The sequence below is a fragment of the Corynebacterium riegelii genome, assembly GCF_016728505.1.
In the GTDB taxonomy this organism is placed as follows: Bacteria; Actinomycetota; Actinomycetes; order Mycobacteriales; family Mycobacteriaceae; genus Corynebacterium; species Corynebacterium riegelii.
The window spans coordinates 1,373,216-1,387,053 of record NZ_CP068159.1 but is presented as its reverse complement, the minus strand read 5'-3'; the positions used below and the strand labels follow the sequence as shown (position 1 = coordinate 1,387,053).

Here is a 13,838-nt window from a genome sequence, read left to right as displayed (position 1 = left end):
CGGCCCTAACTAGGCCCTAACGGTTGCGCTCGTAGAACGCAATAGCCGCGCTTGTTGCCACGTTCAGTGAATCAGTGCCGGGGCTCATGGGGATCTGTGCGCGCACATCTGCTGCACGCATTGCGTGTTCAGTCAGCCCCGGGCCTTCCGCCCCCACCATGAACGCCACCTTCTCATACGGCGCACCCGTTTCCGGGTTGGTGAGCGCATCCCGCAGCAGTACCGAATCCGGTGCCGGGGTCAGCGCCACAATGTGAAACCCCGCCTGGCGCAGCTGCTCCAGGTCGCGCTGCCAGGTGGTTGGCGTGCCCCCAAAGTACGCAAACGGAGTGCGCAGCACGTGCCCCATGGACACGCGCACGCTGCGGCGGTACAGCGGATCTGCGGTTGCCGCGCCGAAAAGCACGCCGTCTACCCCCATGCCTGCGGCGTTGCGGAAAATGGAGCCGATGTTCTCGTGGTCCCCCACTCCCTCCAAGATCACCAGGGTCCGAGCACCCGCTGCCACCTCAGCAACGCTTAAAGGTTCCGGGCGGTCAGCCGAAGCGAGAAGCCCCCGGTGCATGTCGTAGCCAGCAACCTGCCCCATAATTTCGCGCGTGATCTCGTACACCGGGATCTCGCGGCGCGACAGCTCCTCGCCGTGCTCCTCCAGGAAAGTAGCCAGGCGTCCCCCAAAACCAAAGACAGCGCGCATGGGAAAGCGCGATGCCAAAAGACGACCCGCCACCAACGGGCCTTCGGCGATCACCAGACGTTTCTCGCTATCGGAGTGTTTCAGGTCTCGGATGTCGTCGAGGGATGGGGACAACGGGTCGTCGATACGCATAATGCTCTGTGCCTTAACCCACGAGAGCCAGCAGTGGGCCCTGCGCAAAGTAGACAACAAACAGCGCGGAGATCAGCCACATGATCCAGTGGATCTCACGCGCCTTGCCAGCAAACAGCGCCATGACGGTAAACGCGATGAAGCCCACGCCAATACCGTTTGCAATGGAGTAGGTAAACGGCATGACCACGATGGTCAAAAAGGCCGGAAATGCCACGTCAAAGCGCGTCCAGTCAATGCCGCCAACCTGCATCATCATCAGCGCACCCACAATAACCAGCACCGGTGCCGCAGCCTCAATCGGCACAATCTCATACAGCGGGGTGAAGAACATAGCCAGCAGGAACAACACGCCGGTGACCACGTTGGCGAGGCCCGTGCGCGCGCCGTCTGCAATACCCGCGGAAGAATCCACATACACCGTGTTGGAAGAGCTGGAGGCAAAACCACCAGCAACGGCGCCGAAACCCTCAACGATCAGGGCGCGCTTCATGTCCGGCAGGTTGCCCTTCTCATTAGCCAGGCCAGCCTGGCGGCCAAGCGCGGTCATGGTGCCCATAGCGTCAAAGAAGTTCGCCAGCACCAGGGTGAACACCATGAGCGACGCAGCCAGCACGCCCGCGTTGATAAACGCGCCAACCAGATCAACCTTGCCCACCAACGACAGGTCCGGGATGCCGCCGAAGCCCTCCGGGATGGTCGGCACCGCAAGGGACCAGCCGTGCGGATCCTCAGCGGAGGAACCCACGCCAGCAATCGCCTCAACAACCAAAGCGATAATCGTGGTGATAACGATGCCAATGAACAGGCCACCCGGCACGTTGCGGGCAACCATGAAACCACAAATCACAAGACCCAGCACGAAGACCAGCGTCGGCCAGGAGGCAATCGAGCCTTCAAAACCAAGCTGGACCGGCACGGTGGTCATCGCGGCGTCCGGAATGCGGCGGACAAAGCCAGCATCTACAAGACCAATCATGGCGATGAACATGCCGATGCCCACGCTCATGGCCACCTTCATGGAGTTCGGGATCGCCTCAAACACCGCGGTGCGGAAACCGGTGACGGCAAGCACGCAAATAATGATGCCGTCAATCACCACAAGACCCATGGCCTCCGGCCAGGTCAGGCCCTGCTGCCCCACCAGCGTCACCGCAACTAGGGTGTTGAGTCCCAGGCCCGTTGCAATGCCGAAGGGGTACTTCGCCACAACGCCGAAGATAATGCACATCACGCCGGCAACCAGGGCGGTCACCGCAGCCACCTGCGGAATACCCAGCACAACGCCATCGCGGTCCGGGCTGGTACCAATGATCAGCGGGTTGAGCAGGACGATGTACGCCATGGCGAAGAACGTGACCACGCCGCCGCGGATCTCACGGCCGACAGTGGAGCCACGCTCCGAAATGTGGAAGAAGCCGTCCAGTCCGCCGGCAGGCTTCGAAGGTGTTGGTTGTTGCGCGCCAGTTTCAGGCGCGCTGGTATCTCGGGTGGTCACGGTGTCTTGGATCCCTTTTCAGGTGCGTTGCTGGAAGACTGGCTATTGCCTGTCATATTGCCTGTCATAGACTGTCACTTTGCGTGTAAAAAACCAATTTCAATTCCAGTAATTTTTCGGCACAGTAAGGCACAGTAAGCAGGGCAGGCGTGGATAGTTTCACCTTTGTGGTGCAAGAAGGCACCGTCATTGACGCTGCGCTGTATGCCCAGCGGCTGCGTGAGCTGGGGGTTTCCACCGCCGACATGCAATCCTTGCGTGTTCGGTTGGCGGATATAGCAGGGACTCGGCGGGCAATCTTGCACATCAACAACGGCACACCTGTGCTGGTACTTCGCCCCCTTGCGCCAGCCCCGCAGGAGATCACCATGTCCGCGCTGCCTAACCCGGATGAGCGCACCGTGCCCGAAAAGGTTGGTCCGGATTCCGGTTGGCAGCAAACGCAGCTGGCCTTGTTGCCTTCGGATGAGGGCTTGCTTGCTGATGCCGCAGGAAACGTCGTCTGCGCCATCATGCGCCCACTGATTGCCATCCATGAAAGCGATGATCCAGCGCACGGCATCTGCGCATATATCTCTACGCACCCCCACACGCCCCGCTCAGTAGCGCTGGATGGCGTGGTGGATATCCTGCGCGCCCATGGGGTGTGCGTTCACACCCTGTCGGAAGGATTCTCGCTAGGACAGCTGCACGACAGTGAGGTCTGGGTGGTCGACCCGGTCTACGGCGTCCGTTTGGTCGAATCCTGGGTGGAGTACGGCACGCCTCGCTCGGCGCGGCTGCTGTTTGAGCGCGCCGGCGTGCCCTCGCACCGGGAAGTCAACGAGGCACGCGCAAAGCGCGCCGCCACGTTCTAATCCCACTAGTCATTCACTACGGTGTCCGCGTGCGCGCCGCAGCCGTAGGAGGCTGCAACAACGTGGCCGTCGGCGGAGTATTCGTTGGTGCACACACCAAAGTTGTCACCCACCGGCTCCCCCATGGGCAGGTAAAAAGCACAGCTGCGGCAGTACAGGGTGGCCTTTTCGGCGAACTCACTGTTTGGCCCGTAGTCGCCGGTGCGCCAGCGCTTCTCGGCGTCGCGCAGACCGTGTTCGGTCAGGTAGTGCTTGGTCTCGCGCCCGGGGAAGGTGATGGCGTGGCGGGAGAAGGAGTCGTCGGTCACCCGAGCGTCGTGAGGCGAAAGCTCCATGATGTCGCCGGGGCCGAGGTCCCCCGGACGGAGGCGCTCCGAGTATGGCACCCATTCCGGCGCTTCGAGCGCGCCCGTTGCTGGGATCAGCGCGACCTCGTTGATGGTGATGGTGTCTGAGCCGGTTGCACACGCAATCACGGCGTTCCACTCCCAGCCGGTGTAGCCAGGCACGTTCGCTTCGAAGCGGTGGGTGGCCACGTTGGCTTGCAGGCCGGTGACGCCGATGTGGTCGCCGATTTCGTGGTCCGCGGCGACGTCTCCAAGCGCCTCGCGCGCCGCTGCTACCGCCTTGGGGCCAAGCAACGGGGATCCGGCGGAATGTCGGTTACGTCTGGGTTTACTCACTCCCCCATTATGCGTGTGTTGCTTTTCAGGGGTACAAGATGGTGCAAGATGGTGCCCATGCCGAATCCCTCCAAACCTTGTGCCGCCCTTGGCCTTCTCGCATTGCTGCCGCTGAGCGCGTGCGGCACAGACAACCAGCCCGAGCAGCTTGTGGCGGTTGTGCATGAGCGGTATGACTTTGACCCGACAAGTTTCACCCAGGGCCTTGAGGTGGGTCCTGGCGGTGAGTTGTACGTGGGCACGGGTTGGAACGGGGAGTCGCGCGTGTATCGCCGCAACATCAACGGCTCCGAGCTTGTCTCACAGTCGCTGCCGGATGAGGATTTCGGTGAGGGCATTTCGCTTGTAGACGCCGCGTTGTGGCAACTCACCTGGCAATCCGGCATTGCCTACAAACGGGACGCCGAAACGCTTGAGGTGGTAGACCAAGCGGCAATTGATGGTGAGGGCTGGGGCATTTGCCACCTCGAAGAAACCGGCGAGATGATCTTCTCCGACGGCACCGCGCAGCTGCGCCGCATGGACCCAGAGACCCTTGAGGAGCGCGAGCGTTTCAGCGTCACGTTGGCCGGCGAACCCGTCGATGGCCTCAATGAGCTGGAGTGCGTGGGTAGTGATGTGTACGCCAACGTATTTACCACCACCGACATCGTGCGCATTGACGCGGAAACGGGCAATGTTACCGCTGTCATTGACGCCTCCGGCGTGCCAAACAACGCGGAGCCTGATTTGAACAACGTGCTCAACGGCATTGCGCACATCCCGGGAACCGATGAGTTTTATGTGACGGGTAAGCGCTGGCCGGACCTGTACCGGGTTACCTTCGAGCCCGCCGACTAAGGCTGCTGGGTAGAATCCGCAACCATGGCAAAAGGCGGAAAGAACCAAAGCGTGAAGCAAATGGTGGCGGTAATTGCCGTTGCGTTGCTGCTTGTCACCGGCATCTATTTCTTTATGGAGTACCAGCGCACCCGCCCGGGCACCCCAATTTCAGATGTTGCAATCAGCGTGACGTCCGCCGGTGAAACCCGCGAGATCCCCCCGTACACCGTTTGTGAGCTGGACCAGGAGTGTGACGGCGGTACTCCCCCGTCCATGCCGCTGGGTGATGATTCGGTGCACGTGGCTGTGCCGAAGGACATCGCGCAGACCAGCTGGCGCGTGCTGGCTATTTATGACGACCCGGCGGCCAACAACGAGACCGTCTACACCTCCGGCGAAGCCACCGAGCACGAGATCGACGCAGTGACTGAGTCCGGGGCGACACTCGTGGTGGCGGAAGTGTCCGCCCTAGCAATTGACCACGCTGCCGACGGGGAGGAAGTCCCCGTCATTGCAACGTGGTCAGTTGGGTTTGAGTAAACGCTCCCGTTTTAACAGCGCCTCTTTTTACGCGTCGAGCTCCTTCGCCACCGCGCGCAGGATCTCCGCAACCTGGCGGGATTCCTTGCGGTCCGGGTAGCGGCCGGCGGTCAGTGCGGGCTGGATCTGGGTTTCGATCAGCGTCATCACATCTGCAAGCATGCTGCCCAGTTCCTCCGGCTTGCGGCGGTGCACGGGCCTGCGGCGCGGCGTGTCCAGGATCTCAAGGCGCAGCGCCTGCGGTCCGCGGCGGCCGGCGGCAAAGTCGAATTCCACGCGCTGGCCGGGCACAAGCTCCTCAACCCCTTCGGGCAGCACGTTGCGGCCGATGAAGACGTCTTCCTCACCAGGGTTCGAGGCGAAACCGAAGCCCTTTTCGGCGTCGTACCATTTAACCTTTCCAATTGGCATGGCTAATCCTCCTGTCTACGTAGATCTGGTGAGCTTACCCCGTCTCCCGAAAGAGCCCAGCGCAGCCCCAAGTGACACAGATCACATATTTTGCTTTTCGACGCCACGAGCTGCCCTTATAGCGCCCCAAAACCCAGTATCTTCGCCATTTTGTGGCACGAGCGTGACTGAATCGTTATAAAACGTTAGGCTACTGCGAAACGTCCGAAGTCAACCGACCCGTAAGAGAAGGAAGTAACTATGGGACGCCACTCTAAGCAGACCACCTCCGTAAGCAAGAAGGCACTCGCTGGCGCAGCCGCCGCTGCCGCGCTTACCGGCATCGCCGCACCGCAGGCAACGGCCGCACCGGATTCCGATTGGGACAAGCTCGCACAGTGCGAGTCTGGCGGCAACTGGGCCATCAACACCGGCAACGGCTACTACGGCGGTCTGCAGTTCTCCTACGGCACCTGGCTGGCATACGGCGGCGGCGAGTTCGCCCCGACCGCTAACCTGGCAACCCGTGAGCAGCAGATCATCATCGCTGAGCGCACCCTTGCTGGCCAGGGCTGGGGCGCATGGCCGGCCTGCTCCGCACGCCACGGCCTGAACTCCGCACCGACCAACCGCGACGCACAGGCAGTGCAGACCGCTCCGGTTGCAGCACCGGCAGCTGAGGCAGCTACCGGCAGCTCCGACAGCCTGGCTGTGGACGCACTGTTCAACCAGCTGACCGCAACGCTGACTGACGCTGGCCACACCGTGCCGCAGGAAGTGCACGAGACCTACGCTGCGAACAAACACGACTACAACGGCTTCTACTTGGCCAACCGCCAGCTGATCGACTCTGTGCTGGCAGGCAACATCGCTGGCGCACTGGGCTTCTAAGCACCTGTAACAGCTCCACAGCTGCTCACAGCTAGCAAAAAAGCGGCCGCTTTCCAGCGGCCGCTTTTTGTTGTTTATACGAGCTTAGGTTTTACTCGCCGTTGAGACGGGACGTGGTGTGCACGTAGCCGGTCTGCTCCGGCGGCATCGGCAACACCAGCTCATTGCCAAACGGGCTGCTTGCGCCAGCCAGCTTGGAGGAGATCTCGGTCACCGGGTGACCATTACCAGGAACGTTCGTGGGCCAAGCCGGGTTCGCGCGCCCAATCTTCTCTGCATCTTTAGCCATGCGTCTTATTCTTTCACGTTCTGGGCAGAAACGCACGTAGGATTGTGCGGAAATGTTTACTGAGGATCAGCTTCGAGCACTAATTCGCACCCGCCCGGACGCGTTCTTCCCTCTTCCCCCAACGCAGGCGTCCCTGCGCACACGCCTTGGACTGCCGGGTTCTGTCTCACGGGCGCTGCGCACGCTCAACGCGGCAGACCTGCACGCACTAGAGCAGCTGGCAGACCGTGGTGCGGAGCTTGACCCGGTTGACACCACGGGCCTTGACCTGCAGCTAGAGCGTCTACGGGAGCGCGCCCTGATCACCGGCCCCGCCGACGCTGTGCGCATTGCTGCCGGCACCCTCAGCGCCTTGCCGGCCGGGTGGAGGGTATCGGATGTGGCGCCGGAGGGGGTGCGCGAAGGCGTCGAAAAGCTTGATGCCAACGAGCGCAAAGTGCTGGAAACCCTGGCGCGCGCAGGTGGCGTGGGCACCACGAAGGCGGCGGCACCCGATGCGGATCCGGATACCCCCGTTGCCCGCCTGATAGCCAAGCAAATGCTGGTGCGCGTTGACGGCGCAACCGTGCGGCTGCCGCGGCCCGTCCGCGAAGCGCTGGTCGGCCAGACCCCGCGCATCTACCCGCTGGTGGAGCCAGAGCAGCCAGAGGTAGACCAGCACGCGGTGGATGAAGCCGCGACCGCGCAAGGCTTAGAGGCCGTGCGCCAGATGCGCCAGCTGCTCACGCGCTTGTTGGCGCAGCCGGTGACGCTGAACAAGGACAGCACGGTCGGCGTGCGCGCACTGACTGCGCTGACAAAAGAGCTGGGGTTTGATCCAACGTTTCTGATCACCGTCGGCGAATCCGCAGGTCTTGTCGGCCGCGGAAATGTGGACCCGGTGGAAGACGCTGATGCGCTCGCCGCGACGCGTGACGCGCTGAGCTGGCTCGACGCCACGTTAAAAGAACAGTGGGCGATCGTGCTCGCCGGCTGGGTCGCCTCCCCATGGCGCATTGACCAGGGCCACAGGCTTTTGTCTTCAGAAAGCCACGCGCCTGATGTGAGACATGCCCGCATGGATATCCTGCGCGCCGGCGGCAACAAAGAGATGCTGCTTTTTCACGCTCCCCTGTCTGCCGCCGCCATGCGCGACGCGCTGATCAACGCAGTAGTCGCCGAGGCTGAGCAGGTTGGCGCGTTGGCGCTTGGCGCGGCCTCCTCACCGCTTCACGCAGTGTTGGAAGGTGGCGACGTTGCCGCCGCAGCCACCCTCGTTCCTCCCGAAGTGGACACGCTGATTGCCCAGGCTGACATGACGGTGCTCGCCCCCGGGCCGCTGACTGGCGATGTTGCGCGCGTGTTGGAGCGTTTCGCCGACATGGAGTCCCCGGGCTTGGCCAGCGTTTGGCGGGTCTCCGAAGCCAGCCTGCGCCGCGCATTTAGCGGCGGTATGACTGCACCCCAACTCCACGAATGGCTCGCCGCACACGTCATGGGAGATGTCCCCCAGGCCCTGAGCTTCATGGTTGATGACGTCGCGCGCAACCACGGCACCATCCGCGCCGGCGAAGCGCTCAGCTACATTCGCAGCGAGGACCCAGCGCTGATCACCAGGGCCATTTCGCTTATCGACGCCCTACGTCCCCTCGCCCCCACCGCCGCCATCGCGGAGATTCCGCTTTCCCAACTCTTGGCGCAGCTGCGCCAAGCGGGCCTGCAGCCGGTGGCGGAAAACGCCCAAGGCGCAGAGCTGAACATTGCGCCGGAGCCGGCACTGGTGCCGGCAACGCCGTCGACCATCCCGCGGGTGCGTGGGGTGGCGGATGGGGAGGTTGCGCGGATCGTCGCAAAGCTGGAAAGCCCCGACGAGGAACCGGAAGCTGACGGCGACAACCTGGAAACCCTGCGGGCTGCCGCGCGTGGGCGCCGCCACGTGCGCCTGGGGTATGTGGACAAAAACGGGCGCGGGCGCATGCTGACCGTGCTGCCGCTGAGCGTTAGCGCCGGGCAGGTGGATGCGCTGGACGAAGCATCCGACCGCGTCGTGCGCATCGCCCTACCCCGCATCACCAAAGTGGTGCTGGCCTAGCGGCTGGCACGCTCCAGGATCTCCAGGATGTGCTCATAATCCTTGCCCGTTGCCGCGGTCAGGCCCAGCTCACAGGTGCGGTTGGAGGACGCATGGCACGCCGAGCCCAACTCCTTGGCTTCGGCCGCCTCGCGCTTGGTAGCCGCGTGCGTGAGCTCCGGGTGCAGCATGCCGCGGTCCCCCGCGTAGCCGCAGCAGTTCCACTCCGCGGGCACGCGCACATCCTCGGCTGCAGCGGCTGCGACGTGCTTCAGCGTATCCACGATGCCCAGGTGCGTCGCCGAACACGTCGGGTGCAACGTCACCGACGCCACCTTGTGTGTGACCTCAAGGTTTTCCAGCACGTGTTGTTCCACAAACTCGATCGCGTCAATGACTGTGATGCCGATACTTTCCGCCATGTCGCGGAAGCCGTGCGTACAGCTCGACGCATCCACCACCACCGGCAGACGCCCACCATCCGTTGCTGCGATCAGTTGGTCGTTCACGCGGCGCTGCATGATGTCGTGGCCGGTGCTCATGCCTTTGGACGTCCACGGCGTGCCACAGCACATCCCGTCAATGCCCTCCGGGACCGTAAGCGCAAGACCTGCACGCTCCACCAGCTTCGCAAACGCCTCAGAGGCACCCACGCCATCGGACTGCGGGCCGAACATGGAGTTCACACACGCCGGGACGAACACACCGATCGGCTCCACGCCCGGCTCGCCGATACGCGTGCCAAACGCCTTGGAACGCTTCACGCCACCCTTGGACAGCTCGGGGCGGTACTGCGGGACGGTGTCCTTACCCACGAGCGCACGCGCAACGTCGGTGACCTTCTGCACCAGGCTGGTCGGCATGTAGTAGGCGCCGGTCAGCGCGGCAGAGGCCACGCTGTTGCCCGGGCCCCACGCCTTCGCGGCAGCTGCCCATCCGGCGGACTTCACGGCACCGGCCTCGCCGCGTCGCAGCGACTTGATGAACTTGCCCGTATCAATGCCCACCGGGCAGGCGGTTACGCACATGGAGTCCACGGCACAGGTGTCAATGCCCTCGTACTGGTACTCCTTGTCAATGTGTGCGACCAGCTCCATGTCGCCTTCCTTAAGCGCCTTGGCACGGGCGCGGCGCACCACGATGCGCTGGCGCGGCGTCATGGTCAGGTCGCGTGACGGGCACACCGGCTCGCAGTAGCCGCACTCCACGCAGGGGTCAATCTCATCCTCCACCTGCGGGTTGAGCTTGAAGTTCTTCATGTGCTCGCGATCATCTTCAGTGATGATCACGCCCGGGTTCATCACCCCACGCGGGTCGGCGGCGCGCTTGAGTTCCACCATCACCTCGTAGAGCTCGTCGCCGTATTGACGGCGCACGTACGGCGCCATCACACGACCCGTACCGTGTTCCGCCTTGAGGTTGCCACCGGCGCCGAGGACCAGGTCGACCATGTCCTCATTGAAGCCGTCGTAACGCTTCAGGTTCTCATCACCCTCGAAGCGGTCCGTGATCAGGAAGTGGATGTTGCCGTCCTTGGCGTGGCCGAAGATGACGGCCTCGTCATAGCCGTAGGTGTCGAAAAGCTGCTGCAGCCCACCGCACGTATCGGCGAGGTCCTGGACGGGCACTGCGATGTCTTCCAAAAGCGCGGTGGTGCCGGACGGACGAGCCTCCGCCACCTGGGCGTAAAGGCCCTTGCGGAACGCCCACGCCTTGGCGCCTTCCAGAGGGTCAGTGCTGAACTGGGCCGGGGTCTGCAGCTCAAACTCACGCAAGAGTTTGGAACCTGCCTGCTCGTATTCACGCAGCTGCTCGGCTTCGTTGGCGTGGTATTCGATGAGCAGCGCCGCCTGGCCGCCAAGTTCGAAGCCGGTGATCTGCTCCGGCACCGAATCGAAGGTGCGGCCAACTTTGATGGAGCGCGAGTCCATCAACTCCAGCGTCGCCGCCTTCGACTCAAACAGCGCCGGCAATGAACGTGTTGCAGCATCCAACGTCGGGTACACCGCAATGGTGGTGGTCTTCATTTTCGGCACCTCGATGGTGCGGAATACCGCTTCCGCGATAAACGCCAGCGTGCCTTCAGACGCAACCAGCAGGTGCATGAAGATGTCCAGCGGCGACTCAAAGTCCAAAAAGGAGTTCAGGCTGTAGCCCATCGTGTTCTTCAGCGCGAAGTGGCGCTCGATGATGTCTACGGATTCCTGGTTCTCGCGCACGCGGCGCTTCAGGCGCTCAAGCGTTTCCACAAGCTGTGGTTCCTGCTGCGCAAACTGCGCTTCTGCATCCGTATCCGCCGTGTTGATCACGGTGCCGGACGGCAGCACAAACGTCAGGGACTCAATGGTGTTGTAGGTGTTGAACTGCGTGCCACACGCCATGCCGGAAGAGTTGTTCGCAATCACGCCACCGATGGTTGCTGCACCCTCAGACGCTGGGTCTGGGCCAATCTTGCGACCGTAGGCAGCCAGGTGTGCGTTGACCTGACGAACCGTGGAGCCAGGCTGCACGCGCACACGCTTGCCGCCATCCAGTACTTCCACGCCGCGGAAGTGCTTTCGCACATCCACCAACATCCCGGCGCCACCCGCCTGGCCGGAGAGGGACGTGCCCCCAGCGCGCAGCACCACCGGAGCACCGGAGGAGGCAGATGCGCGGAACGCTGCCGCGACGTCGTTCGCGTTGCGCGCTCCGACTACCACATCGGGTGTGTACAGGAAGTGCGACGCATCGTGGGCGTACTTAATACGATCGATTGGTCGGGTGGATAGTTGCTGGTCAGAGCCAAGTTCGCGGGCCAAATGCGCCGCTGGTGAGGAGATGGTAGCCGTCATGGGTCCATGATAAACCCGCCTCACGCAACGTCATATCTTTTGCTAGTTTTGGCCGGGTGACTACGTTTCAGATTCAGGACCTCTACAAGCGCTTCGGCGACGTTCAGGCCCTCGACGGGATGGACTTCACCGTCCGCGACGGAGAGATGTACGGCTTCGTCGGTTCCAACGGCGCCGGAAAATCGACCACGATGCGCATCGCGTTAGGCGTGCTCAGCGCCGATTCTGGCGAGGTGCTCCTCGATGGGCAACCGCTTGACGACGACTCCCGTCGCCGCATCGGTTACATGCCCGAAGAGCGCGGCCTCTACGGCAAGGAGAAGATCCTTGATCAGTTGATCTTCCTGGCCAAACTCCACGGCGTCGACGGCGCAGCCGCCAAGCAGCGCGGCACCGAACTGCTCGAAGAGTTGGGCCTCGGCGAGCGTCTGGGCGACAAGCTCGACGACCTCTCCCTGGGCAACCAGCAGCGCGTGCAGTTGGCAGCTTCGCTGATCCACGATCCGGAGGTGCTCATTCTTGACGAGCCGTTCTCCGGCCTCGACCCCGTCGCCGTAGACGTGATGAGCACGATGCTTACCGACCGCGCCCGCGCCGGCGTGCCGGTGATCTTCTCCTCGCACCAGCTCGACTTGGTGCAGCGGCTGTGCGACCGCATCGGCATTGTCACCCGCGGCCGCATGGTCGCCGAAGGCACCGTCGATGAGCTGCGCTCGGGCGGCCCGGTGCGCTTCCGCGTCGGTACGCAGGCGCGCGGCTGGATCCCCGAAGGTGCCACGCTTATTAGCGATACCCCCACCCACGTCACCCTAGAAACCAACTCCGCCGACAACGACCAGGCGATCCTCCGCGCCGCAATGGCCGCTGGCCCAGTCCACGAGTTCACCCGCGTTGTGCCGGATCTGGCCGAGCTGTTCAAGGAGGTTGTGAAGTAATGAATACCTACTCCCCCATGCACACCATCACCACCACCGCGAAGCGCGAGGTGCAGATTCTGCTGCTGAAGAAGGGCGTCATTGTCACGCTCGTGATCATGTTGCTGGCCATGTTCGGCATGATCGGCTTCGGCACCTGGATGAAAAACAAGGACGACGCCGAAGCGGAAGCCGGCGGCCCGGCCATCGCCGCCGTGGGCATCGCAGAGCAGCTTCTCGACGACGCCGGCTACGACGCCCAAACCGCCACCGACCGCAACGAAGCCGAACAGTTAGTCCGCGACGGCGACGTGGAGGCCGCCCTGATTGTCGAGGACGACAACTGGGAGGTCCTTGCCGACGGCTCCCCCTCCACCACCGTCCTCACCGGCCTCGACGCCCTCTCCCAACAGCAGGCGCGCGCCGAAACCCTAAGCAACCTGGGCATCAGCCCCGCCGACTACGAGGCTGCCTCCCCGCAGATCAACGTTGTGCCGGTGGACATCAACGACACCGAAGGTGACGACACCGCGCAGCTATTGACCCGCCTGCTGACCACCCTCTTCGCGCTGATCGTGGTCATGCTCACTGTGATCACGTTTGTCGCCCAGGTGGGCAGCCGCGTCACCGAGGAAAAGTCGTCTCGCGTCGTCGAGCTCATCTTGGCCTCCGTTCGTCCGCTGGACTTCCTCGCCGGCAAACTGTTGGGCACCGTCGTCTTCGGCTTCCTCGCTACCGCGGTGCTGCTCGCTGTCGGCGGCGTCGGCCTGAAGGTCTCGGGTCTTATCGACGACGTAGAAATCGACTGGTCCGTCCTCCCCATCCTGCTTATCGCCTGGCTGCTATCCATGCTGTTCTTCGGCGGCCTCTACGCCGCCGCCGGCGCGATGGTGCAGCGCACCGAGGACCTGCAGTCCACCCAGATGCCGATCCTGATTCTGCTGATGGCGTGCGTGTACATCCCGTCGTTTGGCTGGTCCAACACCGACACCACCTTCATGCAGGTCGTCAGCTGGATCCCGCCGTTTTCCATCTTCGCCGCGCCCCTGACCTACGCAGCTGGTGACTTCACCGCCGTCCAGCTCGCGGGCTCCTTCGCACTCGCTGCGGTCACCACCGTCCTCGTCGTGTGGGGTGCCGCCCGCATTTACAAACGCACGATCCTCAACAACGGCAGCGTGACCAAGTGGTCGCAGGTGCTGCGGAGGGGATAGCGCAGGACTTCGCAGCCATGCCCGTAG

The 13,838-nt window shown here is 63.1% G+C and carries 13 protein-coding genes; 7 read left to right on the top strand and 6 right to left on the bottom strand.

Translation table 11 applies throughout. The features are described from left to right. Positions 1–16: 16 nt before the first annotated feature. Positions 17–829 carry a TrmH family RNA methyltransferase gene (locus tag I6I71_RS06430; RefSeq protein WP_201819581.1) on the bottom strand — a complete coding sequence of 271 codons (813 nt, stop codon included), beginning with the start codon at positions 827–829 and terminating at the stop codon, positions 17–19. Positions 830–842: 13 nt separating this feature from the next. Then, entirely contained in the window at positions 843–2,255 is a 1,413-nt protein-coding gene (locus I6I71_RS06425) for an NCS2 family permease (protein ID WP_232305808.1), read from the bottom strand. A gap of 221 nt (positions 2,256–2,476) precedes the next feature. On the opposite strand from I6I71_RS06425, the gene I6I71_RS06420 reads away from it, so the two are divergent. After that, complete coding sequence (locus tag I6I71_RS06420) at positions 2,477–3,184, top strand: hypothetical protein (RefSeq protein WP_201819578.1); 708 nt, start codon at positions 2,477–2,479, stop codon at positions 3,182–3,184. 5 nt (positions 3,185–3,189) lie between these two features. On the opposite strand, the gene I6I71_RS06415 is transcribed toward I6I71_RS06420, so the two are convergent. Then, positions 3,190–3,867 carry a DUF3027 domain-containing protein gene (locus tag I6I71_RS06415; RefSeq protein ID WP_236587262.1) on the bottom strand — a complete coding sequence of 226 codons (678 nt, stop codon included), beginning with the start codon at positions 3,865–3,867 and terminating at the stop codon, positions 3,190–3,192. Positions 3,868–3,924: 57 nt separating this feature from the next. Between I6I71_RS06415 and I6I71_RS06410 the strand changes: the two genes are divergently transcribed. Next, a complete protein-coding gene (locus I6I71_RS06410; protein WP_236587261.1) occupies positions 3,925–4,707 on the top strand; it encodes a glutaminyl-peptide cyclotransferase in 783 nt (260 codons plus the stop codon). A 24-nt stretch (positions 4,708–4,731) separates the two neighbouring features. Then, positions 4,732–5,229: a DUF2771 domain-containing protein gene (locus I6I71_RS06405; protein WP_052205090.1), complete on the top strand. Its 498-nt coding sequence runs from the start codon at positions 4,732–4,734 to the stop codon at positions 5,227–5,229. 27 nt (positions 5,230–5,256) lie between these two features. Here the strand turns inward: I6I71_RS06405 and I6I71_RS06400 are convergent, their stop codons facing one another. Then, complete coding sequence (locus I6I71_RS06400) at positions 5,257–5,640, bottom strand: cold-shock protein (RefSeq protein WP_052205091.1); 384 nt, start codon at positions 5,638–5,640, stop codon at positions 5,257–5,259. A 240-nt stretch (positions 5,641–5,880) separates the two neighbouring features. On the opposite strand from I6I71_RS06400, the gene I6I71_RS06395 reads away from it, so the two are divergent. Further along, positions 5,881–6,510: a resuscitation-promoting factor Rpf1 domain-containing protein gene (locus tag I6I71_RS06395; RefSeq protein WP_201819568.1), complete on the top strand. Its 630-nt coding sequence runs from the start codon at positions 5,881–5,883 to the stop codon at positions 6,508–6,510. 91 nt (positions 6,511–6,601) lie between these two features. On the opposite strand, the gene I6I71_RS06390 is transcribed toward I6I71_RS06395, so the two are convergent. After that, on the bottom strand, positions 6,602–6,799 hold the full coding sequence (locus I6I71_RS06390; protein WP_052205093.1) for a hypothetical protein: 198 nt from the start codon (positions 6,797–6,799) through the stop codon (positions 6,602–6,604). 52 nt (positions 6,800–6,851) lie between these two features. On the opposite strand from I6I71_RS06390, the gene I6I71_RS06385 reads away from it, so the two are divergent. Then, positions 6,852–8,870 (top strand): helicase-associated domain-containing protein, encoded by a 2,019-nt coding sequence (locus tag I6I71_RS06385; protein WP_201819565.1) that lies wholly within the window; start codon positions 6,852–6,854, stop codon positions 8,868–8,870. On the opposite strand, the gene I6I71_RS06380 is transcribed toward I6I71_RS06385, so the two are convergent. Further along, positions 8,867–11,683: an FAD-binding and (Fe-S)-binding domain-containing protein gene (locus I6I71_RS06380; RefSeq protein WP_201819562.1), complete on the bottom strand. Its 2,817-nt coding sequence runs from the start codon at positions 11,681–11,683 to the stop codon at positions 8,867–8,869. The two genes, I6I71_RS06385 and I6I71_RS06380, sit on opposite strands and share 4 nt — an antisense overlap. A 56-nt stretch (positions 11,684–11,739) precedes the next feature. Here I6I71_RS06380 and I6I71_RS06375 point away from each other — a divergent pair, with 56 nt between their 5' ends. Continuing rightward, positions 11,740–12,618: an ABC transporter ATP-binding protein gene (locus I6I71_RS06375; RefSeq protein WP_201819559.1), complete on the top strand. Its 879-nt coding sequence runs from the start codon at positions 11,740–11,742 to the stop codon at positions 12,616–12,618. Continuing rightward, positions 12,618–13,811 (top strand): ABC transporter permease, encoded by a 1,194-nt coding sequence (locus I6I71_RS06370; RefSeq protein WP_201819548.1) that lies wholly within the window; start codon positions 12,618–12,620, stop codon positions 13,809–13,811. Before I6I71_RS06375 ends, I6I71_RS06370 begins: the two co-directional genes overlap by 1 nt. The last annotated feature ends 27 nt before the right edge of the window (positions 13,812–13,838 follow it).